The sequence below is a fragment of the Candidatus Nitrosopelagicus brevis genome (assembly GCF_000812185.1).
In the GTDB taxonomy this organism is placed as follows: Archaea; Thermoproteota; Nitrososphaeria; order Nitrososphaerales; family Nitrosopumilaceae; genus Nitrosopelagicus; species Nitrosopelagicus brevis.
The window spans coordinates 1,191,746-1,209,479 of the sequence record NZ_CP007026.1; the positions used below are offsets into that span (position 1 = coordinate 1,191,746).

Genomic DNA, 17,734 nt, shown 5'->3' on the forward strand with positions numbered 1-17,734 from the left:
TTAGAGTGGGCCGGGAGAGATTTGAACTCTCGATCACTGCCGTGTCGAGGCAGTATCATAACCAAACTAGACCACCGGCCCGTGAATTAAAAAATTTGAAAGAACATTATTAACGTTTAAGAGGTGATGTAAATGAGGCTAGAAAATTGAACGACGAATTTACAGATGATGAAAAGGCAGGATTTTACAAAGCAATCTACTCTAGAAGAGATGTTAGGTCACATTTTACACAAGAACCAATTAATGAAGAAACATTAACGAAAATCCTTCATGCTGCACATCACGCACCATCTGTGGGATTCTCACAGCCATGGAACTTTATTTTGATAAAAGATATGAAAACAAAAGAAAAAGTCAAAGAATCTTTTCAAAAAGAACATGAGAAGGCATCAAAATTAGTTGAAGACCCAAAAAGATCTGAATATCTTTCTCTAAAGTTAGAAGGAATAATGGAATCAGACGTTAATGTTTGCGTTACATACGATCCAACAAAATTTGGACCTTTCATTATTGGAACAACAAGTATTCCTGAAGCAGGAATTTACAGTGTTTGTGGTGCCATACAGAATTTGTGGTTGGCAGCAAGAGCAGAAAATATTGGTTTGGGGTGGGTCAGTATAGTATCTAATGATGTATTAAGAAAAGAATTGAACTTACCTGAACATATTGTACCTGTTGCATATCTTTGTCTTGGACATGTAACAAATTTTGAAGCAAAGCCAGATTTAGAACGCTCAGGTTGGCTTCCAAGATTAGATCTAAAAGATGTCATTTATTTTGAAAAATGGGAACAAAAAGAAGACGAATCTTGGAATATAATTAAAAAAATGATTGAATCCAATCTCAAGTAAGCTTAAATTATTTCAAGTTATTTTTCTGCTGGGCTCGTGGCGCAGCATGGATAGCGCAGTAGCTTCCTAAGCTATAGGTCGAGGGATCGAAGCCCTTCGAGCCCGCTTTTTTATTACTTAAATTATGTATGAATGGGAGAAGAACATGAAGGTTGTAGTTTTATCGGGAAGTCCAAGAAAAAATGGGAATACACAGATCATGATGAAACATGTACTAGAATATGTAAATCAAAAAGACGTAGAGGTAAAATTTATCAATTTAGCCGAAGATGGTTTTGAATCTTTCAAAGGAGCTGCAAATGAGGTTAATTACAATGAAAAAACGTTACAGGCAGCCAAGGACATAACAGACGCAGATGTGTGGTTAGTAGGAATACCAGTTTACAATTCTATGTTTAGTGCAGCCTTGAAAAATATTTTTGAGTTCATAAATTACAAAGAAACTGAAGGAAAAACAGCAGGATTGGCAATTGTTGCTGGAGGAACAATTAGCTTTGGAGATGTACAGACATTATTTACACAATTAATGTCATATTTCAGAGTAATTACAAATCCTACCGTTGTCTATTCAACAGGAGAAGCAATTGAGGATGGAAAGATTTCAGATGATGAAGTGAAATCTAGATTAAATGAAATGGTAGATAAAACATTAGGAATAGCAAAAAAAGATTAGATTAGATTTTGACCTGTAATTTGGATTGATTTGAAGATTTTAACTTCATAGTTACCTTCGTAAACAGTAACTACATTATTTCCATCCAGATTTCTTGCACGAAATTTGTATTCGTATGTACCATCTTCATTTACATTTGTTTGTGCAAAATGAACTGGTTCATCATTTTGATAGATTTGAAGTATTACAGGATAACCTTCTGCATGATTTTCTACTGTACCCTCAATGAATCCCCATGGCATTGTGTTGTCAGAAGGAATAGACATTGGTACAACTGTTTTTGTTAGTTGTACACCATCATTGGTAGATAGCACAGTTGTGTTAGAGTCTGCAAATGATGGTGACATTCCAATCATTGCAACTAAAACAAATAATCCGGCAAAAATTCCATATTTTGTCTTCATTAAAAAAAATATTGCATCAATAATATATTAAGATGACTGATAAATCATCATGATGGAAATAGAACCAGAACAGAAATGTCTATGCGAATGTCACTTTGGTGGAGCAGAGAGCTGTCCTAGTTGTAAGAAGAACCATAATTTTGAATTCAAGTGTGAACACTGTAAAGAATAATTATTTTTGTTGTGCTAACATCTTTAGATTATAAATTTCTGCACGAATTGTTTCAATTTCAACTTTGGTCTTTAGATTTTCAATTTCGTTTTTTAGATGTGTAATTTCTTCATCTTTTGCATCATGTACATCAGAAAGATCTTTTTCTAATCCTAGTTTGTATGTGGTGATTTCTTTTTCTGTTAACTCATTGTTTTTTTTTTCGTCATGAGAATGATCGGCTCCATGATTGCGATCTGCTGCTAATTGAGCAATCCAAATGACGAACACCATGAACCACATGATTGGTACAGCCATTGTGAAGATGAATGATAATGATGGTGCAAAGTCAACTAATGGAAAGTATAATCCAGTCAAAATAGCTGCCCATACGCCAGAAACAAGCGTAGCAAGATGGTTTTTCACATAACCCATTGTTCAACAAGAAAAATATCCAAAATATAACGTTAATGGTAGATTTTTAGAATTAGATCGATATAGAAAAGAGGATTATTGCTCTGCAGTTGCTTCTACAGTAGCAGTTGATGTTTTAGTATCAGACTGTAAGATTTGGATTTTCTCTAATAGTTCGTTTCTCAAATCACGAGCAACTCTTCTTACAGTTGGTCTTGGAACTCCTAATTCATCAACGACTTTAGTATAGATATCTTGTTTGTCTGTTACACCTTTATCGAGCAGAGAATTGATTGCTGCTTTGATTACAGTGCTTTGATTAGTACGATTCACAAGGATCGTGTAATACTGATCTATATAAAATTTCAATTGTTAAAATTGTAGAAACGTCATTCGCAGCTTTATGAAAAAAAGTCATGAAATTATTACAATGATAAAAGGTTTTCATTGAAAAAATAATTAATGAACAAAAGGTTATTATGATAATCGCATGTCGATGCGATATTGACTAGTGTAAAGATAGAAACCAATCATGGAAATATTTTATTTAACTTGTTACCAGAGTTAGCACCAGAAACTGTGAGAAGTTTTGTAAAATTAACAACCGATGGGTTTTACGATGGAACATTATTTCACAGAGTAATTCCTGGATTTATGATTCAAGGTGGAGACCCAAATACAAAAGACCCAAACATGAAAAGTCAATGGGGAATGGGAGGACCTGGATTCAATGTTAAAGCTGAATTTAGTAGTAGATCACATTTAGAAGGAATTGTTTCAATGGCACGAGCAACAGATCCAGATAGTGCTGGTTCACAATTTTTCATAGTAACAAAAGATAGTACATTTCTAGATAGAGAATACACTGTATTTGGAGAAGTAACAGAAGGAATGGATGTTGCACATAAAATAGAAAGTCTTGATAGGGATGGAAATGACTGTCCTCATGAAGATGCAAAGATGCTCAAAGTTTCAATTTCAGAGTAAAATCTTGGAAAAGAAATTTTTATTCATAATATTTTCAATTGTATTAATCTCAATTTCACCTCAAGTTTTTGCTCAAGATGATTTAGATTCTTTACTTGCAGAAAAAAATGCTGTACTAATTGAACAACAAGAAATAATTTTTGAAGTAGGAAAATACTCAGATGTTCAGGTTAAACATGTAATAGAAACAGGTGCATGGAGTGAGAATAGGCCTAGAGTTATCGAGGTAATATCAGGTGCTCATTCAAATTTGACAGTAGTAGATGAGGATGGAGATAAATTAAATTTCTCATATGATGCAGAAACATTTGAAGAATCAAAATACATTATTTTGAATCAAAAATTAGGAAATTATGATTTGATTGTAGAATATACTTTAGATAATTTCATGGAATTAGATTATGGATTATGGACAAAAGAATTGAAATCTGGAAGTGACATAACAGTGATGATTGAAGATGACATTGAATTAATTTTTGCTAATTCCAGACCAATAGATGTTAGTGAAGCAAAGGGAATTAATTGTATTGGATGTAACATGGTGTTAGAATATTTTGATACTGAAAAATTTTCTTCAAAAGAAATTCCTTTCAGTAATGATAAATTTACAATAGACTTCTTATCAAATGGAAAAATTTCTGAAATGGAATTTATTGGCGGAGGAGCACAATTACTTAATTTTGATGTAATTAGTGAAGATCAATTATTTGTTTTAAAAATTCCTTTAGAATATTTGTTAAATCCATTTGAAGTCTACTTTACAGAAAATGATGACATAGATTTAGATCAAGTTGATAAAATTAGAAAAACAGAATTTTCTCAAGATGAGACACATGTCAATGTATCATTTAGAACATTTGGTGAAGGAACTGTTTCAATTGTAGGTGCAACACCAGAAGAACATCAAAAAAAATTGGATCAAATTGAAAATATCAAAGCAAGAGAAGTAAAAAATGAAGTTGAAGAAAAAGAAAAAGGGTTAGCACTTCCAATTCCAGGAACCAAAGCAGCTTCAGAACTAGCGGAAAAATCTGGTCAAATGAATGAGGAAGAAATGGTGAATAAATTATCTTTTGCAGATGATTTGAAAAAAGGACAGGTGGAAAATTCTGAAGATAATGCAATGATTTTGGCAATTATTGTAGGCGTAATTATTGCAGGAATAATTGGAGGAGTTATTTTTAAACTAAAGAAAAACTAGTCGCCCTTTGAATCACAAGCACATCCTTCAAACTCATCAAATCTAGAATTACATATAGGACATTTGTCGCCATATTCTATTTCCCATGGTTCTTTACCAAAAAGTTTGAAATGATCATCAATTTCTTTTGGAATTTCTTGTTTTTCATCCATGGTATGATATAGCTCTTACAGTATGTATAGATTATCTAAGATTAGACTTTATTTCTAATTAGTTAGTAGTGCTTCTTTTGAAACATATTGATTTCTATCGTCTACTGTATTTTTTAGAAATTCTTTACTAAATGCCATCTTTGTTAATGCAACTGATACATCAAATGGACTTGCAGTCCAACCATACTCTGACATTTGTGCAACTGTTTCTCCAACGGTTTTTGGTTGATCGAAGAAAGAATCTTTTGCTAAAATTCTCAACTTGTGTTTGATATCATCTACTGCAATTGTAGATGGTGATGAGAATTCAGGCTCGTGAAACTCAGCATCTTCTAATGAACCCATGACATCAGGTTGCGATCTCTCATTAAGTAATTGCTTTAGTGATTCAATTACCTCAGCAGCAGAATCATTATCAACGTAGAAATCTCTAGAATCAATCTCTATTTCATTAGGACCTTGTTTGATTCGTATTTTTGCCATGTGTAATCTACACAATTATTGATTTATTTTACTAGCTCAAAGTAGCTTAGAGAAATAATCAAAAGATATACACAAATTACTAACAAGAAATTTTTTTGACAAGGGATTTATACATAATTTCTGCTAAAAAATACATGTTAACAGTTTTTGGATCTACTGCGCTAGACACAATTAGAACTCCTAAAAAAACTCTGAAAAATGTGCTAGGTGGGGCAGCAACATTTGCAGCCATTTCAGCAAGTTTTTTCACAAAACCTGGATTAATTGCCGTTGTTGGTAGTGACTTTCCTAAAAAATATCATACGGTATTGAAAAATCATCTTGATCTAAAAGGACTAACTGTTCTAAATGGAAAGACATTCAGATATGATGGTAAATATGATGCGACAATGAGCGTTAGAGAAACGCTCAAAACAGAACTAAACGTACTAGCAGATTTCAAACCAACTGTACCTGATGCATATAAAAAATCAGAATTTGTTTATCTAGCAAACAACGACCCTGAACAAAACGCAAAAATCATTAAAGAATTTGATAATGTGAAATTTTCAATGTGTGATACAATAGAATTTTGGATTGCTACAAAAAGAAATGCGGTAATTAAAATGATAAAATCAGTTGATGCCGTCGTAATTAACGATGAGGAGGCAAAACTCCTCACAAAAGAAGATAATTTGATAAAATGTGCAAAAAAAATGATGAGTTGGGGGGCCAACTATGTTGTTATTAAAAAAGGAGAACATGGGGCATTACTATTTCATGAAGATGTAATTTTTCCATCAGTAGGATTTTCTTTAGAATCAGTTGTAGACCCAACAGGAGCAGGAGATTCTTTTGCAGGTGCAATGATTGGACATTTAGCTGCAAAGAACAAAACTAGTTTTTCTGAAATAAAAAAATCAATCATTTATGGAAATGTCATGGGATCATTTGCTGTTGAAAAATATGGATTAGCAGGATTAACATCTTTGAAAAAATCAGATATTTCAAAAAGAATAAAGCAATATGAAAAAATGGTTACCTTTTGAAGAGTTATAGATAAGATTTTTTTTTATAAATTATGGAAGACAGACTGGATTCAATTTTTTCTATGCAGAAAGGATTGGAGAATATGATGAATCTTGACAGATACCCGAAAGATACGGAAGGTAAGGTTTCTGCATTATGTACTGCAATAATGCATGAAGCAGTAGAACTACAACGTACAACAAACTGGAAGTGGTGGAAGACACCAACTGAATTTAGTGAAGCCGAAGCCAGAGAAGAGCTAATAGACATTTGGCACTTTGTTGTTCAGGCATCGCTAGAGCTAAATCTCACGCCTGATGATATCTTGAAGGAATACGAAAGAAAAAATGAAATTAACAGACAACGACAGAAAGACGGTTACTAATTTCATCATATAATATGATTGAAATAATTTTATAGTAGGTCTATTAAAAATCGATGAATTGAAACCAAGACACCTACATGAAACAGACAAACAGTACAGAGTTTTTCTGTACATATTTTATGCTGCTGCCTCAATGATGGGAATCATCATGGTTTACGGTGTAGTCATGATGGTTGGAGAGTGGCAAGAAACTGGATATTATGTAATGGGAGAAGTTTTAGTGAACACGCATGTTCCATTTGAAGGATTTGCAAATCTAACAACGTGGTTATCATTTGCATGTGTAATTTCTTGGTATTGTGTTTCAAGAATTGGTTGGAAGAAAACTGTAGGATTACAATCATACAGAATGGCTTTGCTGCAACTAATGTTGTTAGGATTTGCAGTAATTTGTTTGTACGAAGTTTTGTGGAGTTTTACTGTACTTAATGCAGAAATTACAGCACAGATGGTAATTGATGGTACAACACCAGACATTGATAGATTGATAGTTGATTATCCTGATCCAGATAGACCATGGAACCTAATATTTGCAACAAAAATTTGGTCTGTAGGATTTTTGATTAGTGCACACGCATTTTATCTTAGTACGAGACCTAGAAAATCAAAAGAAGAAATGATACCTGACGAGTAAAGTAGTTTCAAAAATTTCACCTTTGTTATATATTCTCAAACAGAAATCAGAATGTGGCATATACAGTTTTTAAAGAAAAGTATTCAATTTTTCTAATTACTATAATTGGTTCTGTTGTAATTTTATCAATACCTCTAATTGTAAATCAGATTTTACAAGCTGATTTTTTTCATGTTGTAATACATCAGATTAGTTTCATTTTGGCCGCATTTCTTACAATTATGGCGGGAATAGGATACAAAAAATCAAAGATGGCAAGAATGTTATTTTCTTCATTTGGGTTTGCAGCCTTAGCATTTGGACAAGCAGTATTCATGTATGTGAAAATTTTTGAAGAAAGTGATTTGGAAAATGTATCTGCAAGTGAAAGTATTTTAGATTTTTCAATTTTGATAATGACAATACTGTTTGCTGTTGGTGTTTTTTATAAAAAAAATTAACATTTCCTGATTTTAAATATCTAGAATAACTACATATACTGCTAACAAAGAAATTCATTATCAAAGTTGGGATTTAAAGATTGGATAGAAGAGAAATTGTTTTAGAAATTATTGAGAAAAATCCGGGCATTAGATTTAATGAGATTATGAGAATTTCAAACATTAGAAACGGTACACTAAGTCACTATGTAAAAAAACTAGTAGAAGAAAAAAGCATAGAATTAGAAAGAGCACCAAGAGTTACACGCCTATACCCTGCAGGCATACAAGAAAAGGAGGCAAAAATTTGCAAATATCTAACTATGGACAGCCAGAAAAAAATAATCTTATTTTTATTGAAAAAAAAGACTGCTACATCACAAGAAATTAGAGAATTCATAGAAAAATCACCTTCAGTAGTATCTGTAAATATCAATGAGTTGTTCAGAGAGAAAATTGTTGAGAAAAAATACGATATTCCTTCAAACAAATATTCATTAAAAAATCCAGAGCAAATCAAAGGAATACTTGGTGAATATTATCCAGAATCACTAACTAAACTTTCAGAAAATACAATTGAGATGCTGGATTTTTAGTGTGTAAGAAAATTTCTGCTTTTACTTTCAAAGATTAATACAAGACTTTATAGATAAATAAAAGAAAAATCTGTTAAAATGGACATTACAGAAAAAGTTGAGTTAATCAAAAGACCTCCTACAAAAGAAATTGTAAAAGATGAAGCAGAGTTAATTGAACTTTTAAACACAAACTCAAAACCAAAACACTACATAGGATTAGAGATATCTGGCTTTTTACATCTTGGAAGTTTAATCAGCACAGGTTTTAAAATTAATGACTTTATGAAAGCAGGAATTGACTGTACCGTATTTTTGGCAGACTGGCACACCTTGATTAACGATAAACTTGGTGGAAATCTTGAAACAATTTCCAAAGTTTCTAAATATTATGCAGATGCATTTCGATTAGTTTGTCCAGGAGTAAACATCGTAATGGGCACAGATCTTTATGATTCTAAAAAAGAATACTGGGCAGAACTTGTGAAATTTACAAAACACATGACTCTTGCAAGAACAATGCGTACTTTGACAATCATGGGAAGATCAGAAAACGAGGAAAAAATTGATTTAGCAAAATTACTTTATCCACCGATGCAGGCAGCTGATATTCATTCTTTAGATTTAGATATTGTTCATGCAGGAATGGACCAACGAAAAATACACATGCTAGTTAGAGAAATTTTCCCAAAAATGAAATGGAAGGTTCCTGTTGCTGTACATCATTCATTATTACCAGGATTAACACAACCAAAAGGTGACTCTACAACAGAGCTAGGAAAGATGAGTAAATCAGACCCAAACTCTGGAATTTTCATACACAATTCAGATGACGAGATTAAAAAGAAAATCAACAAAGGTTGGTGTGAAGAAGGACTAACAGAAAATAATCCTGTTTTAGAAATTGCAAGACAAATTGTATTTCATGAATATGATTCAATATCAATAGAAAGACCTGAAAAGTTTGGAGGAAATGTAACATACAATTCGTATGAAGAGTTAGAGGCAGATTTTGCTCAAAAGAATTTGCACCCAGGTGATCTGAAAAATACAGTAGGAGAACATATGGTGAAGATAATTGCTCCTATTAGAGATAAAATTTCATTAAGTAATGAGTTGTTTGAACTAATTAAAAATAGTCACTAGTTTTTAATTTCTGGCTCTTCTAAATTGTACTTTGATTTGTATCCGCGTGGATTAATCATCAAATCTTTGAAGTTGTAAGTTGATGAGTTGCCAACTATAACAGTACTAGTCATTCCTAACTGTTCAGAATAGTTTTCCATATGTTCCAAGTCAGTAATAATTACAGTCTCAGAGTCACGATATGCCTCTTTGATTATGGCAACAGGTGTTGTTGGTTTTCTATGTTTTAGTAAGATTTTTCGTGTATCTTGTAATTGATGAACTCTTTTCTTACTTTTAGGATTGTAAATTACTAAAACAAAATCTCCTTGTGCTGCAGCCTCTACTCTTTTTACAATGATTTCCCATGGAACCATCAGATCACTCATACTACAAACTGCAAAGTCTGTCATTAAGGGAGAACCAATAATACTTGCACAAGAATTCAATGCAGAAACACCAGGAATTAATTCAACATGTAAACCACTTTTTGGATCCCAACCAGATTCTGCAAGTACTTCAAAAATTAATCCAGCCATTCCATAGATTCCAGGATCACCGCTTGAAACAAGTGAAACAACTTTTCCTTCTTTAGCTAAATCAATACATTGATGCGCTCTTTCTACTTCTTGAGTCATTGCATAGCTGTGAATTTCTTTTCCTTGAATCAAATCTTCGACTAGATTCACATAAGTTGTATAACCAACAATAGTATCACTTTCCTCAATAACCTGTTTTGCTCGAAATGTCATATGATCGTGATGGCCTGGACCAACTCCAACAATGTACAGTTTACCTTCCATGAAAAATGAAGATTGATTGAATAATTTATCCCTATCTTACTTTATGGTATTTAGTTTGAATTCATTGTGTAGAGATGTTACAACTGCCTTGCAATCATTATCTTTCACAACAAATGCCAAGTTTAGTTCTGATGAACCTTGAGCAATCATCATTACATTGGAGTTTGATTTTTGTGCTGCAAGAAATACTCTGGATGCTATTCCAACTTTACCTCTCATTCCAGAACCAATTACTGCAATTATAGCAACATTTGGAATTGTTTCGATTTTTTTGAGAGTTGTACCTAGCAAATTAATTTCTAAAACATTTTCTGCTCTGTGAAGATCCTCTTTTTTCACAACAATTGTTATACTTGATTCAGATGGATTTGATGATACCATCATTGCATTAATGTCATTTTTTGAAAGAACTGAAAATATTTTTGCAGCAGCACCTGGCCCTGCAAACAATATACCACCTGTCAAATCAAGTAATCCCACTTTTCTAATTGCAGCCACACACTTTACAGGATCTTTAGATTTGGAATGGGGTAATGTAACAAGAGTTCCTTGATTATTTACATCAAAACTACTTCTAATTCGCATTGGAATCTTTTTTGATAATAATGGCTCAAATGTTCGTGGATGGATTTGTTTTGCACCAAATCTAGCCATCTCAATTGCTTCAGAATATGAAACTTGTTTGAGAAGTTTTGCATTTTTTATCAACTTTGGATCTGCTGTCATCATTCCTTCAACATCACTCATAAGCCATATTTCATCTGCATCAATGCACGATGCAATTATAGTTGCAGTATAATCAGAGCCACCACGACCAAATGTAGTAGTATGATCATGTTGATCAGCTCCTGCAAATCCGGCTACAACAGGAATAAGGTTTTTGTTCAAATGTTCATTAATTGTTTTTGAGAGACGGATTTTTGTTGTATCCATAAGAGGTCGAGAATCACCAAAGTTGGAGTCAGTAACTATTCCTGCCTCTTTACCACTTAACGGCATAGATTTGTTTTTCAATTCTTGTAATGAAAATGATACCAAATCAATTGATAGTTTTTCGCCAAAAGAGATTAGATAATCATATGACCGTGGTGTTACTTCTCCTAGTAGAATTAATCCATTAACTAACTCTTCTAATTCAGATAAATCAGAATTCAATTTGCTTGAAAGTGATTTTGAAATTTTAGGATTTGTGATAAGATGGTCAGCAAATTGTTTATGTTTTTGAGATATTTTTGCAAGCATTCTGTTTGCGTCTTTTTTGTTTCCTTTTTCTACTAACAGTGATATTTGGATTAGTTCATCAGTTGTTCCATCAACAGCAGAGCATACAACTACAGTTTTGTTCTTTTTTGCTATTTTATCTACAGTTTTCACTACGTTTTTGATATCCTTCACGGTTGCGAGCGACGTTCCGCCAAACTTTACTACTAATTTCAAATCTGTTTCACTTGAACAATTGGTCTTAAAATTCTTTAACTCTCAACACGAGGAGCTAAATAGAAATGAATTTGGCCTAAATTTGAAACCTTGAATTCAACTCTTAGTGGTTTTGCCGAAGAATATTCACATGTAACTGCTTCAACGCTACCACCAACTGCTTTGATAATTGGGTTTAGGTATTCGAGGCTGTATGTACCGGTACTTTCTTGTTTTACGGATAATTCCTGTATTTCATCCTGACCGGTTTCTAGTGCAATGTCAACTTCACCAGAGTCACCTTTGCCAGAAAACGTTGCAGAGGATTCATTTGATGTGATAGTAAGATAGTCAGAAACTACTTGTACATCGCCTAAAATTTTATCTAACGCAGAAGCAGTTAGTGATATTTTTGCATCATAATCAATTTTTGGAAGCGGAGTATCAGATGCAGAACTTTCAATTAATCTCATTTTGTATTTTTTATTTTTACCTATTGTGACTAGAAGCATATTATCGTCAGATATGTTAATTTCAATTGAATTACTTTTATCAGATCTTTTGATTAATTTTGAAAATTCATCAATGCGAACTCCAAATTTTATGTCACTGTCACAGTTGTATTTTTCAAATGCAGAATTTGGCCAATTGATATCAATTAGTGCTACATGAGATGGATCCATGCCTCTGAAGGAGATTCCTTCGACAGTTGCCTCAAATGTTGCTTCTTCTACAAGTGTAGAAATTGCAGAGATGATTGCTTTCCATTCCTCTGCCCCATTTGTTTTAGCTGAAAAAACCAAATCACTTTTTTGTTGTGAATGCTAAAGTTAAACCTTATGCGTAGTTTCGCCAAGTGTGTTGGCATTTTGTACATCTAAAGAATTGAGTTGTTGGTTCGTCAGCACTTCTTGTCTGAAGCATCCACCATACAGCTTCATTATGATCACAGTCTTTATTTTCACAATTAATTTCCATTGTTGGCAATACATCTTTTCCCTCATTTTCTTCCAATACAAGAAAATCAGATTCTGTTTCCTGTGAGACAGATTGTTTTTCTATTTTTGGTCCACCTTCTGTGTAGTTACATTTTGGGCAAGTGAAAACTGAAGTATTGGAATCTTTTTTGAGCCTGACATCACAGGTAGGACAGAATTTCATCTGTTAAAATCACTTTATTTTTGAATTGATGAGTTTTTGTAAATTTGCTACTTCTGAAATAGCAGTATCTGCTGCTGCTGAAATTTGTGTTATTGGTTTTGATTTTGAGTTAACTCGCATCCATATTTCATTGGTTAATGGATGTTTGATGATTACACCTGCAAAGTCTGTATTCTTATCTTTTAGTAGCTCATGCTGAATAATGTAAAGAGCACCAATATCAGCATCTTTGATTGCCAAGCTGGCTTCCTTTGCATCTGAATTAATTACTTGTATGTTCAATTGATCAAAAAAGAACTTATTGTGGATATAAATCAATGTCAATTATGTCCGAAACTCAGATTTCAGCAATGACTCTTGGTAAAGAAAAAGATGAGTACGCAAGTGATGAGAAGATTACCATTACTGCTAGATTTTCACTTACAGGAGGATTAAGGGATGCATTTAATGAGAAAAATTGGACGCAGGCATATGATGAAAATGATAATACTATCAAATTGAAGTATGGTGTAAAATTAGCCAAAGGTGGCATTCGAAAACATGAATTGGGTAAACCAATAGACACCTACAGAAAAGCATCAATTTTTTGGACCAGAAATCCAAAGTTGGTTAATCCAATGAAAGATAGAAGAATATGGGTTCAGGTAGCCAAGAACTTTGAGCCATTCATAGCATTAACTGAAGAAGATGTAAAAAAAGAATTTTTTGATTTTGAGGAAAAATTCACATTTAATGCATCAGAATTAGGAACAGGCAATCATAAAATTTCTGCAGAAGCATTTGCTTCATGGGAAACACATCCTTACATAAAGAAAGGAGATGCAAAAAACCAATCCGATGAGATTGAAATAAGTATTAATTAGTTGAATTTGAGGTAATAATATGGCAAAATACGATGGATTACTTGGACAACCAGTTTTAGAAGTTGAAGAACCAGACAAAGAAGGCGGCATTACAATAATTTTGAAAGATAATAGATTCATGTTCATTAAAGCAGTAGACGGAAAGATAGAAACCGTCTCAATTCCGGAGTGATTTAAGATGGTAAAATTTGATGGAATAAGAATGCAGGATTTGATTGAGGTCCAGGATCCTGATGAGGAAGGCGGATTAACCTTAGTTTTCAAAGACGATATACGATTAAAAATAAAAATTGTTGATGGAAAACTAGTTTCTGAATCAATTCCAGAATAGATTAATCATCTAGAGTTTTTGCATACTGGAAAATCATTTCTTCTTGTACATATGACTGAATTGAGCCATGTCTTTTTTCTCTAACATGTTGAATTGCATCTTCAGCTGACATTTTTTCATATTTTATCAAATAACAAGCAAGAATTGTGCCGGTACGTCCTAAACCGGCTAAACAATGAACCATCACAGGTTCTTTACTTTGAATTTTTTTATGTACATAATCAACTGAATTTTTCAAATCTTCAAAACTTGGGACACCCATATCATCAGATAAGACATGTAGATAGTTCATTTCGTTTACCCAATTCTCATCTAATGGTTCTTCTCTAATTGTTACAATTGTTTTAACGCCTTCTTCTTGTAACCATTCAACTTCTTTTTTGGAGGTAGGAATTGCACTTCCTGCAAGCTTACCTTCAATCAACCACGAAAAATTGTCTGGCCTTCCGGTAAGTTTTCCATGAAGTTTTCGTTTAGCGTCTCCAATTTTGGTCATAAGATATGCAATATGACATCATAATATAAGAATAAAATAAAAATATAATAAAAAGAAGTTTGGTGACTAATCTTCCATGATATAGTCGTCCCAACCTTTGACGAAAACAGAGTTTCTGTATAATGGGACAGGTTGTCCTACAGTAAAGTCCATTGGTCTCATCCAAAAGATTGCTTTTGTTGGGCAAACTCCGATACATGCACCGTCGGTGATGCATCTTTCAGGATAAAAGACAAATGCTTTTCCTCGTTTCCAGCCTTCGACTGGTTTTACTCTTAGAACATCAGGACCTAAAGAGGTACAAATTTCAACACATAGTGCGCATCCAATGCACATTTGCTCACCGATGTCTGGTAGTATTGCTACTGGCATGAAAAATTATGGTAATTTGAGCTTAATATAATTTGCCTCAAAATTACGAATTATAACGCCGTTTGAATTTTTTATAACACTGTTTGAAAGAAATCAATTTTCAAGTATTATTTTTGATCGATCAGAAATTACAAATTTTTTCATGTTTTCATTTTCGAGAATTTGACGACCATTTGGAAGAACCCAGTCATTTTCTTTTTTTGTAGCCAATGCAGAAATGATCAAAATTGAATTTGAGAAAGTAACATTTCTTGCAAGAAGCATCAAAATTGAATTTACCATTCTTCCAGAATCTGCATCGTTGGAAAGAGTGTTGTATAATCCATTAATTGAATCAAAAATTACAAAATGAGGTTCTTTTGAAATTTTTGTAAATATTTGTGGAAAGATTTCATTAATTTTTGATTCTAATGTGGTGAATAATGTCAAATTAGGGATTGTCAGAAGTTCTGATTTAACATATCCAGAAAAAAGAAGATCAAGATCAATGTATAAAATTGGGAAAGTTTGTTTTAATATGATTTCTTGAATTAGTTGGATTTTTGAGAATGCATTTTCATAAAAAAGAAGGTTTGAGCTAGAAGGAACTAGATGCTCTTCTAATAATTGGAAATTATCAAATGTTGTATGGTTTTTATCCAACAGTAATGATTTTTGAATCGGATATATAATGAATTTTGATTCAATTTCTGAAGAATTTCAAACTGATAAAACCTATCTGAACAATGCATCAGTTTCAGTAATGCCTAAGACTAGCATAGAAGCGATGAAACAATTTCTCATAGATTATTCAGAAATGGGACCAGATTCCCCAGAATCTGAAATTTTCATAAAGGGATTATGGGAGAAAACACGAACATCAATTGCAAAAGTGGTAAAGTGCAATCCCGACGAAATTATAATCACACAAAGTGTGACTGATGGGATAAACATTGTAGCCAATGGAATGAAGTTTGAAAATGATTCCAATATTGTAATAAGAGGAGGAGAACACGAACATCATGCAAATTATTTTCCTTGGTTGAAACTTGGGGGGAAAATTGATGTACGAAGTTTACCAGTTAATGAAAATGGTGGATTTGGGAATTCAGATTTGAAGAAAGTATTAGATGAAAAAACCAAATTGGTGGCGTTAAGTCATGGCCTATACAATTCAGGTTTAATCTTGCCAGTAAAAGAAATTGGAAAAGAATTGCAAAAAGAGAATGTACCCTATTTTTTGGATACAGCACAAACTGTAGGATGTATTGGCGAATTTGATTTTGCAGATACGGGATGTGATTTTATGTCGTTTAATGGTTCCAAATGGCTGTGTGGCCCAATGGGTACAGGAGTGTTCTACTGTAAACGAGAATCAAGTGATCTACTAGAACCATCCAACATTGGAGGAGAAACTGCAGAAACAAATGAAAATGGGGAATTAACATACAAAGAATTACCTGATAGATTTCAGGCCGGATTTAGAAATTATGTAGGATTAGCAGGAATGGAATCCTCAGTTACATTTTTGGAAAATTTAGGATGGAACAATATTAGAAATCACATCATAAGTTTATCAAACTTATTCATAGATGAAATTGGGAAAATTTCTGAATCAAGAGTTTTTTGCCCAGAAGATGAATCTGAACGAACAAGCATTGTTTCATTTGAGATTGAGAAACAGGATCCTGAAAAAATTGTTTCAGAATTAGCTCAAAAAGGAATAATCATTGCAAAAAGAGAAATCTATGAAAAACCGGTTTTGAGAATTTCTCCTCACATATACAATACAAAAGATGAGATTTTGAACCTAACTGAAGAATTAAAGAAATTATGATTTTTCCTGTTGTTCGATAACCAGCATTGTTAAGGTAGATTGAACATTTTCAATTTTTCTAATATCATCAGTTACAATTGATCTTAGTTTTTCACTATTATCAGATGATAGTTTTACAATTATATCATAAACGCCATATACACCTTGAATCTCAAGTTTGACATCACTTTGGCTTGCTAGCAATTCTTTAACTTCTTTGATAATTTGAACATCAGTCCCGAGATTTGAGTTAATCAATACATATGAGGTAGGCAATATCAAAAAGCCTCAAATACAATATTTAACTTTTCATTGGTGTACCAATAGAAATGAAAATAATTGATTTAACATTAACAATTTCTGAAAAAATTCCTACATTTCCAGGTTCACCTCAACCTAACTTCATCAATTGGGAGAGTATAGAGAAAGATGGATACAACCTAGAATTGCTGTTTCTCAGCACACATACAGGAACCCATATTGATGCACCATATCATTTTGTCAAAAAAGGGCAAAAAATTGATCAAATTGTGACTAAAAGACTCGTTACAGAGGCTGTTTTGATAAAAATTAGGAAAGGTTCGGATCAGGCAATTTCAAAAACTGACATACAAAAATTTGAGAAAAAATTTGGAAAGATAGATGATGGCTCAACTATCATATTTCATACAGGTTGGCAGAAGAATCTAAACAAGAAATCTTACTTTTCAAAAAATCCAGGATTAGCAGTATCTGCTGCAAAATATCTGGCTTCAAAAAAAATCAATCTTGTTGGAATTGATTCACCAAGTATTGATTTGGGAAAAGATGGAAAATTTTCTGTTCATCATGTTTTAGCAAAAAGTGGTATTTTGATTGTAGAGAATTTAGCAAATCTTAATAAAATTAATTCAGAAAAATTTCATCTAATTGTAGCCCCACTAAAACTCAAAAATGCCACAGGCTCACCAGTAAGAGCGATGGCATTAGTAGACTAAATTTACCACTAGTTTGTATTTTTAGCACTTGGTTATATATTGCGAGTGCGTAAATACA

Annotated in this window: 29 protein-coding genes and 2 tRNA genes; 16 read left to right on the forward strand and 15 right to left on the reverse strand. The window is 32.8% G+C overall.

What is annotated here, in order from left to right; all coding sequences use genetic code 11:
* Positions 1 to 6: 6 nt before the first annotated feature.
* Positions 7 to 81 (reverse strand) — tRNA-Val (locus T478_RS07055).
* 65 nt (positions 82 to 146) lie between these two features.
* On the opposite strand from T478_RS07055, the gene bluB reads away from it, so the two are divergent.
* The 3 genes from bluB (at position 147) to T478_RS07070 (ending at position 1,524) form a co-directional block, all read left to right on the forward strand.
* Positions 147 to 851, forward strand: a complete 705-nt coding sequence (gene bluB, locus T478_RS07060; RefSeq protein ID WP_048106474.1) for a 5,6-dimethylbenzimidazole synthase — start codon at positions 147 to 149, stop codon at positions 849 to 851.
* Positions 852 to 881: 30 nt separating this feature from the next.
* A tRNA-Arg gene (locus tag T478_RS07065) sits at positions 882 to 956 on the forward strand.
* Positions 957 to 996: 40 nt separating this feature from the next.
* Positions 997 to 1,524, forward strand: a complete 528-nt coding sequence (locus tag T478_RS07070) for an NADPH-dependent FMN reductase (RefSeq protein ID WP_048107099.1) — start codon at positions 997 to 999, stop codon at positions 1,522 to 1,524.
* Here the strand turns inward: T478_RS07070 and T478_RS07075 are convergent.
* The 3 genes from T478_RS07075 to T478_RS07085 all read right to left on the reverse strand — a co-directional run bounded on the left by T478_RS07075 (position 1,521) and on the right by T478_RS07085 (position 2,826).
* Positions 1,521 to 1,928 carry a hypothetical protein gene (locus T478_RS07075; RefSeq protein ID WP_048106476.1) on the reverse strand — a complete coding sequence of 136 codons (408 nt, stop codon included), beginning with the start codon at positions 1,926 to 1,928 and terminating at the stop codon, positions 1,521 to 1,523. The two genes, T478_RS07070 and T478_RS07075, sit on opposite strands and share 4 nt — an antisense overlap.
* Positions 1,929 to 2,100: 172 nt before the next feature.
* On the reverse strand, positions 2,101 to 2,514 hold the full coding sequence (locus T478_RS07080) for a hypothetical protein (protein ID WP_048106478.1): 414 nt from the start codon (positions 2,512 to 2,514) through the stop codon (positions 2,101 to 2,103).
* A 75-nt stretch (positions 2,515 to 2,589) separates the two neighbouring features.
* Positions 2,590 to 2,826 carry a hypothetical protein gene (locus tag T478_RS07085; protein WP_048106480.1) on the reverse strand — a complete coding sequence of 79 codons (237 nt, stop codon included), beginning with the start codon at positions 2,824 to 2,826 and terminating at the stop codon, positions 2,590 to 2,592.
* Between the two features lie 171 nt (positions 2,827 to 2,997).
* Between T478_RS07085 and T478_RS07090 the strand changes: the two genes are divergently transcribed.
* Both T478_RS07090 and T478_RS07095 read left to right on the forward strand, forming a co-directional pair.
* Entirely contained in the window at positions 2,998 to 3,480 is a 483-nt protein-coding gene (locus T478_RS07090; RefSeq protein WP_048106486.1) for a peptidylprolyl isomerase, read from the forward strand.
* 4 nt (positions 3,481 to 3,484) lie between these two features.
* On the forward strand, positions 3,485 to 4,681 hold the full coding sequence (locus T478_RS07095) for a hypothetical protein (protein ID WP_107734678.1): 1,197 nt from the start codon (positions 3,485 to 3,487) through the stop codon (positions 4,679 to 4,681).
* On the opposite strand, the gene T478_RS07765 is transcribed toward T478_RS07095, so the two are convergent.
* Together T478_RS07765 and T478_RS07100 are read right to left on the reverse strand one after the other, a co-directional pair.
* Positions 4,678 to 4,833 (reverse strand): hypothetical protein, encoded by a 156-nt coding sequence (locus tag T478_RS07765; RefSeq protein ID WP_177313243.1) that lies wholly within the window; start codon positions 4,831 to 4,833, stop codon positions 4,678 to 4,680. The genes T478_RS07095 and T478_RS07765 overlap by 4 nt on opposite strands.
* Positions 4,834 to 4,887: 54 nt before the next feature.
* A complete protein-coding gene (locus T478_RS07100) occupies positions 4,888 to 5,316 on the reverse strand; it encodes a hypothetical protein (protein WP_048106490.1) in 429 nt (142 codons plus the stop codon).
* 134 nt (positions 5,317 to 5,450) lie between these two features.
* Between T478_RS07100 and T478_RS07105 the strand changes: the two genes are divergently transcribed.
* The 6 genes from T478_RS07105 to T478_RS07130 all read left to right on the forward strand — a co-directional run bounded on the left by T478_RS07105 (position 5,451) and on the right by T478_RS07130 (position 9,483).
* Complete coding sequence (locus tag T478_RS07105; RefSeq protein WP_048106492.1) at positions 5,451 to 6,344, forward strand: PfkB family carbohydrate kinase; 894 nt, start codon at positions 5,451 to 5,453, stop codon at positions 6,342 to 6,344.
* 32 nt (positions 6,345 to 6,376) lie between these two features.
* Positions 6,377 to 6,709 (forward strand): dUTPase, encoded by a 333-nt coding sequence (locus tag T478_RS07110; protein ID WP_048106494.1) that lies wholly within the window; start codon positions 6,377 to 6,379, stop codon positions 6,707 to 6,709.
* Positions 6,710 to 6,767: 58 nt separating this feature from the next.
* The gene (locus T478_RS07115) at positions 6,768 to 7,343 is read left to right on the forward strand and encodes a hypothetical protein (RefSeq protein ID WP_048106497.1); all 576 of its coding nucleotides are present in this window, start codon (positions 6,768 to 6,770) and stop codon (positions 7,341 to 7,343) included.
* A gap of 53 nt (positions 7,344 to 7,396) precedes the next feature.
* The gene (locus T478_RS07120; protein WP_048106500.1) at positions 7,397 to 7,783 is read left to right on the forward strand and encodes a hypothetical protein; all 387 of its coding nucleotides are present in this window, start codon (positions 7,397 to 7,399) and stop codon (positions 7,781 to 7,783) included.
* An 80-nt stretch (positions 7,784 to 7,863) separates the two neighbouring features.
* The gene (locus T478_RS07125) at positions 7,864 to 8,358 is read left to right on the forward strand and encodes a winged helix-turn-helix transcriptional regulator (RefSeq protein WP_048106502.1); all 495 of its coding nucleotides are present in this window, start codon (positions 7,864 to 7,866) and stop codon (positions 8,356 to 8,358) included.
* A gap of 78 nt (positions 8,359 to 8,436) precedes the next feature.
* Entirely contained in the window at positions 8,437 to 9,483 is a 1,047-nt protein-coding gene (locus tag T478_RS07130) for a tyrosine--tRNA ligase (protein ID WP_048106504.1), read from the forward strand.
* On the opposite strand, the gene cobJ is transcribed toward T478_RS07130, so the two are convergent.
* The 5 genes from cobJ to T478_RS07155 are packed head-to-tail and all read right to left on the reverse strand — an operon-like array spanning position 9,480 to position 13,124.
* The gene (gene cobJ, locus T478_RS07135) at positions 9,480 to 10,265 is read right to left on the reverse strand and encodes a precorrin-3B C(17)-methyltransferase (RefSeq protein WP_048106505.1); all 786 of its coding nucleotides are present in this window, start codon (positions 10,263 to 10,265) and stop codon (positions 9,480 to 9,482) included. The two genes, T478_RS07130 and cobJ, sit on opposite strands and share 4 nt — an antisense overlap.
* Before the next feature lie 36 nt (positions 10,266 to 10,301).
* Complete coding sequence (locus T478_RS07140) at positions 10,302 to 11,702, reverse strand: aspartate kinase (protein WP_048106507.1); 1,401 nt, start codon at positions 11,700 to 11,702, stop codon at positions 10,302 to 10,304.
* 35 nt (positions 11,703 to 11,737) lie between these two features.
* On the reverse strand, positions 11,738 to 12,484 hold the full coding sequence (gene pcn / locus T478_RS07145; protein ID WP_048106509.1) for a proliferating cell nuclear antigen (pcna): 747 nt from the start codon (positions 12,482 to 12,484) through the stop codon (positions 11,738 to 11,740).
* A 34-nt stretch (positions 12,485 to 12,518) separates the two neighbouring features.
* Positions 12,519 to 12,842 (reverse strand): transcription factor S, encoded by a 324-nt coding sequence (locus tag T478_RS07150; protein WP_048106511.1) that lies wholly within the window; start codon positions 12,840 to 12,842, stop codon positions 12,519 to 12,521.
* A 9-nt stretch (positions 12,843 to 12,851) separates the two neighbouring features.
* Entirely contained in the window at positions 12,852 to 13,124 is a 273-nt protein-coding gene (locus T478_RS07155; RefSeq protein WP_048107102.1) for an RpoL/Rpb11 RNA polymerase subunit family protein, read from the reverse strand.
* A 44-nt stretch (positions 13,125 to 13,168) separates the two neighbouring features.
* Here T478_RS07155 and T478_RS07160 point away from each other — a divergent pair, with 44 nt between their 5' ends.
* Genes T478_RS07160 through T478_RS07775 form a run of 3 tightly spaced genes read left to right on the forward strand, consistent with a single transcriptional unit; the run spans position 13,169 to position 14,036 of the window.
* On the forward strand, positions 13,169 to 13,705 hold the full coding sequence (locus T478_RS07160) for a hypothetical protein (protein ID WP_048106513.1): 537 nt from the start codon (positions 13,169 to 13,171) through the stop codon (positions 13,703 to 13,705).
* Between the two features lie 19 nt (positions 13,706 to 13,724).
* Complete coding sequence (locus T478_RS07770) at positions 13,725 to 13,877, forward strand: hypothetical protein (RefSeq protein WP_177313244.1); 153 nt, start codon at positions 13,725 to 13,727, stop codon at positions 13,875 to 13,877.
* Between the two features lie 6 nt (positions 13,878 to 13,883).
* Entirely contained in the window at positions 13,884 to 14,036 is a 153-nt protein-coding gene (locus T478_RS07775; protein WP_177313245.1) for a hypothetical protein, read from the forward strand.
* A 1-nt stretch (position 14,037) separates the two neighbouring features.
* Here T478_RS07775 and T478_RS07165 read toward each other — a convergent pair whose 3' ends face one another.
* The 3 genes from T478_RS07165 to T478_RS07175 all read right to left on the reverse strand — a co-directional run bounded on the left by T478_RS07165 (position 14,038) and on the right by T478_RS07175 (position 15,546).
* Positions 14,038 to 14,532 carry a dual specificity protein phosphatase 23 gene (locus T478_RS07165; protein WP_048106515.1) on the reverse strand — a complete coding sequence of 165 codons (495 nt, stop codon included), beginning with the start codon at positions 14,530 to 14,532 and terminating at the stop codon, positions 14,038 to 14,040.
* Between the two features lie 66 nt (positions 14,533 to 14,598).
* Positions 14,599 to 14,904, reverse strand: coding sequence for an NADH-quinone oxidoreductase subunit I (locus tag T478_RS07170; RefSeq protein ID WP_048106519.1), 306 nt, complete (start codon positions 14,902 to 14,904; stop codon positions 14,599 to 14,601).
* 93 nt (positions 14,905 to 14,997) lie between these two features.
* A complete protein-coding gene (locus T478_RS07175) occupies positions 14,998 to 15,546 on the reverse strand; it encodes a hypothetical protein (RefSeq protein ID WP_048106521.1) in 549 nt (182 codons plus the stop codon).
* Positions 15,547 to 15,574: 28 nt separating this feature from the next.
* Here T478_RS07175 and T478_RS07180 point away from each other — a divergent pair, with 28 nt between their 5' ends.
* The gene (locus T478_RS07180; RefSeq protein ID WP_048106523.1) at positions 15,575 to 16,720 is read left to right on the forward strand and encodes an aminotransferase class V-fold PLP-dependent enzyme; all 1,146 of its coding nucleotides are present in this window, start codon (positions 15,575 to 15,577) and stop codon (positions 16,718 to 16,720) included.
* Here the strand turns inward: T478_RS07180 and T478_RS07185 are convergent.
* Positions 16,715 to 16,975: an Lrp/AsnC ligand binding domain-containing protein gene (locus T478_RS07185; RefSeq protein ID WP_048106525.1), complete on the reverse strand. Its 261-nt coding sequence runs from the start codon at positions 16,973 to 16,975 to the stop codon at positions 16,715 to 16,717. The genes T478_RS07180 and T478_RS07185 overlap by 6 nt on opposite strands.
* Before the next feature lie 53 nt (positions 16,976 to 17,028).
* Between T478_RS07185 and T478_RS07190 the strand changes: the two genes are divergently transcribed.
* Positions 17,029 to 17,676 carry a cyclase family protein gene (locus T478_RS07190; RefSeq protein ID WP_048106527.1) on the forward strand — a complete coding sequence of 216 codons (648 nt, stop codon included), beginning with the start codon at positions 17,029 to 17,031 and terminating at the stop codon, positions 17,674 to 17,676.
* Positions 17,677 to 17,734: the final 58 nt, after the last annotated feature.

Coding starts and splice junctions, on each gene's coding strand:
- T478_RS07070 (WP_048107099.1), top strand. CDS start 997: ATGAAGGTTGTAGTTTTATCGGGAAGTCCAAGAAAAAATGGGAATACA.
- T478_RS07075 (WP_048106476.1), bottom strand. CDS start 1,928: ATGAAGACAAAATATGGAATTTTTGCCGGATTATTTGTTTTAGTTGCA.
- T478_RS07080 (WP_048106478.1), bottom strand. CDS start 2,514: ATGGGTTATGTGAAAAACCATCTTGCTACGCTTGTTTCTGGCGTATGG.
- T478_RS07765 (WP_177313243.1), bottom strand. CDS start 4,833: ATGGATGAAAAACAAGAAATTCCAAAAGAAATTGATGATCATTTCAAA.
- T478_RS07100 (WP_048106490.1), bottom strand. CDS start 5,316: ATGGCAAAAATACGAATCAAACAAGGTCCTAATGAAATAGAGATTGAT.
- T478_RS07105 (WP_048106492.1), top strand. CDS start 5,451: ATGTTAACAGTTTTTGGATCTACTGCGCTAGACACAATTAGAACTCCT.
- T478_RS07110 (WP_048106494.1), top strand. CDS start 6,377: ATGGAAGACAGACTGGATTCAATTTTTTCTATGCAGAAAGGATTGGAG.
- T478_RS07130 (WP_048106504.1), top strand. CDS start 8,437: ATGGACATTACAGAAAAAGTTGAGTTAATCAAAAGACCTCCTACAAAA.
- cobJ (WP_048106505.1), bottom strand. CDS start 10,265: ATGGAAGGTAAACTGTACATTGTTGGAGTTGGTCCAGGCCATCACGAT.
- T478_RS07150 (WP_048106511.1), bottom strand. CDS start 12,842: ATGAAATTCTGTCCTACCTGTGATGTCAGGCTCAAAAAAGATTCCAAT.
- T478_RS07160 (WP_048106513.1), top strand. CDS start 13,169: ATGTCCGAAACTCAGATTTCAGCAATGACTCTTGGTAAAGAAAAAGAT.
- T478_RS07770 (WP_177313244.1), top strand. CDS start 13,725: ATGGCAAAATACGATGGATTACTTGGACAACCAGTTTTAGAAGTTGAA.
- T478_RS07775 (WP_177313245.1), top strand. CDS start 13,884: ATGGTAAAATTTGATGGAATAAGAATGCAGGATTTGATTGAGGTCCAG.
- T478_RS07165 (WP_048106515.1), bottom strand. CDS start 14,532: ATGACCAAAATTGGAGACGCTAAACGAAAACTTCATGGAAAACTTACC.
- T478_RS07170 (WP_048106519.1), bottom strand. CDS start 14,904: ATGCCAGTAGCAATACTACCAGACATCGGTGAGCAAATGTGCATTGGA.
- T478_RS07180 (WP_048106523.1), top strand. CDS start 15,575: ATGAATTTTGATTCAATTTCTGAAGAATTTCAAACTGATAAAACCTAT.
- T478_RS07190 (WP_048106527.1), top strand. CDS start 17,029: ATGAAAATAATTGATTTAACATTAACAATTTCTGAAAAAATTCCTACA.